The following is a 3,350-nucleotide window of genomic DNA, read 5'->3' as shown; positions in this document are numbered from 1 at the left end:
GTAATTGATTTTAATTTGATGATTACCCATTTGCGTCATTCCCCCGCGGCGGCGGGGGAATCCAGGAAGCTGTTCGTTAACTCAAAGGTGGATAAAAAAATACCATGCCCCGTGTCCGCAGACAGGCGGGCGCCGGCCGGCAGGAGGTATCGGCATGACCAATCTCTGGATTCCCAATCAAGTTGGGAATGACGCGGACGGTGTTGGGAATGACGCGGGTAGTGTGGGAATAACGCGGGCAGCGTGGGAATGACATCATTATAGCATTCGCCTAAGGCGGACAAAAGGCCGGACAGTAGTGATATAATGTGTTAACGCAGATATTATTTTCTCCTTGATAGGGATTAGAGTAGTTGGCGCACATCCTCACGCACCAACATTTTATTATTCCACTCTCGAGAGGGGATTTAGGGGTATGTTTAATTTTCTGTCGGGGCACCGCACCCGACAGCATTTAAGGGTGTGTTGACGGTTGTGATAATAATATGACAGTATCTTTATAATATTTTTATGCTGTCGGAAGTTATTTCCGACAACTCTGGCAGAATAAAATCAAACAGGGGTTCAATGTTTGAACCCCTGTGATTAAAGTGAGACTATTGTGAATAAGATGATTATTTCAACAATGTCATCTTCTTTACAGCTTTATAATCGCCAGCTTGCAGTTCATAGAAATATATTCCTGATACAACATTACCGGCATCCCAAGCAGCCTGATAATTACCTGCCGATTGATTTTCGTTCACAAGTTCGGTTACTTTCCGTCCGAGAAGGTCGTAGATATTCAGCCTGACATCACAATTTTTGGATAAAGTATATTCGATTGTCGTAGTTGGATTAAATGGATTGGGATAATTCTGCGAAAGTGTAAATGTCTTTGGCAAATTGTTATTGAATGAAGTAATGCTCGTGATAGAATCCGATTTTGTCAGCGCCTTGATACAGAAATTAGCGGTGCCGGTCCAGGGTTCATCTTCAAAATAAATTAAATCGATCCAGTCCCCATCTTGTTTATAATAGCTTTCGCCGGCGCTGGCAGATGATTCCACTATAGTCCGGGATGAGCCGCCCAACAGTACCGGAACATCCGAAGTGCGATCGTATGGCTGTCCGCCTTCTGAAAGGTTTAGATAAACATAGAAATCGTCGCCCTCGTCAAGCTCTACCGGAACATCAAGGTTAATCGTATGAAAGCCGCTAAATTCGATTGCGCCGGTTTTTGATGAGAGTTCATCCAGCAATTCGTCATCCTCGAAACGGTCATATATTTTCACAGTATAAGTTACATCATCGACAGCCGTGAAAAAGCTGACTGCCCGCAATGTTTCATATTCCGTATCGGTGCCCTCGGCAGTAAAAGCATTAAATGCCTCATGGCAGTCTGTTTTTGTATCGCGCCAGCCGTGGTAGTCATGATAGTAAATATTATAATAAGCTTGCGGTTCGACATTCTGGAATGAAATCGCGCCCATTTCCGGCTGTCTGCAGGAGTGTTTATCATAGTAAGAAATCCAGAAATAACCGCCTAATCCCCAGCCTTCGCCCCAGCTATTTTTAACCATCCAGGCGCCGGGTAAAGGCGCTTGCGTTGGCAAAGTGTCATCCCAACCTACGATAGCTACAGCGTGATTGGGGTCGAGGTCATTCGATGGCGGCTGGTAATGAATGAAATTCTGGATAAAATCGCCGCTATAGCACATACATGTGCCCAAGACGCCTTCTTCCATGATCTTAGTTTTTATTGTATTGATATTGCTAAGACTATCTCCTATAGTAAACCATTCGATATCACGCGCATAAAAATAGTGATAGCTCGGGTTATGTCTTGCCGGGGGTGTATCGTAAGATTGTCCGTCTATATCTCTGACTGCGCCTTCTCCCCGCGTAAGATAAGCCGATGTTACCCGATAATCGCCTCCCATATGCACTTCCAAGCCATTGCCCTGGGGCGGGTTGATATCATCATTGTTGTATTGATTGAATCCGTTCCACCAATCGAGATGATATTCGGCTAAATCGGGCTCGCCGGTCTCGCCGGCTTCAGTCCAGGCACCGGTTATCATCATATTGCCCTCCATGGCGGCCATTGCCCCATGAGTCCAGCAGGTGCCTCCTGTCTGGCTTTTCACTGATGTAACATAGTTTTCGCCGTCAACATCACGTAAATCATAATACGGCGGCGGATCGGCTAAGGGTGAGCCAACTGTTATGAAAATATAAAACATAATTAGCGTTACAGTTAATCTCATATTTTCCTCCATCATTAAAACTGCGCTTATTATATAATAGCCTTAAAATTAACTCATGGCGAACATAATATACAAAATATTCGGTATTTGTCAAGTATGCGGAATATTCTATTGTTTGCAAGTATTTTGCGTTTATCGCCTTATCTTATGCACAAGTATATATTCTTTCGCTGTTTTTCCTATTTCTATTGCCAAATCCTCGGATAGATGCACTTTCTTTAGAATATCCTTAGATATATTGGCGCTGTCTTTATATGATGCTTCGATAATCGCCAAATCGGCATCCTGAACAAGCTCTCGCAAGGCAGGGCAGTCTCCCGTATCGCCGCTTATGGCTATATGTTCATCACGGCAAGAAATCCTATAGCCAAAAGCAGGAATTTGATCCAGTATGCGGCCATCCATTATACTTCCGCAATGAACAACCGGATACGGCTTGATTGCCATGCCGGAAAGCTCAAAACAATCATCCGAATTGCCTTTCCTGCAGAGAATTTCATAGGCAGTGGAATCAGGATAACACCTTATGAAATTATCAATTGTAGAGAAAACCTCAGTGCAGCCAGCAGGGGCGATAATTGGCAAAGGCTCAGTCCTGCCTATCATTCTGAGGAACGACAAAATTGTATGCAAGCCGCCCATATGGTCAAAATGACCGTGTGTATACAGCAAGCCCTTTATTTTTTTATAATCAAGCTTGTTGGCGACAATATCTCTTAGCGTCCCGTCGCCGGTGTCTATTAATAAAGAACCCTGTTCGTTCTCTATCCAGATTTGCGTAGCCAGACCGGCTACGGAGAATAATATCTTGACATCGAGGTTCTTGCCATGCCAGGCTTGAGCAGTGTTTTTGTAATTATCCATGTTCTTTCAATGCTTTTATTTTTGTAATATCTCAAACGTAGCTGCTGGCAGACGAGTTCGCCTAAGGCGAACGCCAACCACAACATTATTATTGTAATAACAAACGCCTTTTTTTTCAATATAGTATTTTAATAATTCCTCTAAAATTTACCTTGACTATCACATAAAATTGATATATTATATTTAATACATAAGCGGTTCGGTCCCAAATGGGATAATAGGGAAGGCGGTTAAATT

2 protein-coding genes are annotated in these 3,350 nt (G+C 43.3%); both read right to left on the bottom strand.

Translation table 11 applies throughout. The annotated features are described in order from the left end of the window. Positions 1-614: 614 nt before the first annotated feature. Positions 615-2,249 (bottom strand): T9SS type A sorting domain-containing protein, encoded by a 1,635-nt coding sequence (locus J7K40_01450; protein MCD6161064.1) that lies wholly within the window; start codon positions 2,247-2,249, stop codon positions 615-617. 132 nt (positions 2,250-2,381) lie between these two features. Next, positions 2,382-3,113 carry a ribonuclease Z gene (locus J7K40_01445; protein ID MCD6161063.1) on the bottom strand — a complete coding sequence of 244 codons (732 nt, stop codon included), beginning with the start codon at positions 3,111-3,113 and terminating at the stop codon, positions 2,382-2,384. Between the last annotated feature and the right edge of the window lie 237 nt (positions 3,114-3,350).

This window comes from Candidatus Zixiibacteriota bacterium (genome assembly GCA_021159005.1).
In the GTDB taxonomy this organism is placed as follows: Bacteria; Zixibacteria; MSB-5A5; order UBA10806; family 4484-95; genus JAGGSN01.
The sequence above is the reverse complement of the archived record's forward strand: the minus strand, read 5'-3'. Positions and strand labels throughout refer to the sequence as shown.

What these genes read in the sequence shown, in the direction of transcription:
- J7K40_01445 (MCD6161063.1), bottom strand. Translation starts at nt 3,113, where the DNA reads ATGGATAATTACAAAAACACTGCTCAAGCCTGGCATGGCAAGAACCTC.
- J7K40_01450 (MCD6161064.1), bottom strand. Translation starts at nt 2,249, where the DNA reads ATGAGATTAACTGTAACGCTAATTATGTTTTATATTTTCATAACAGTT.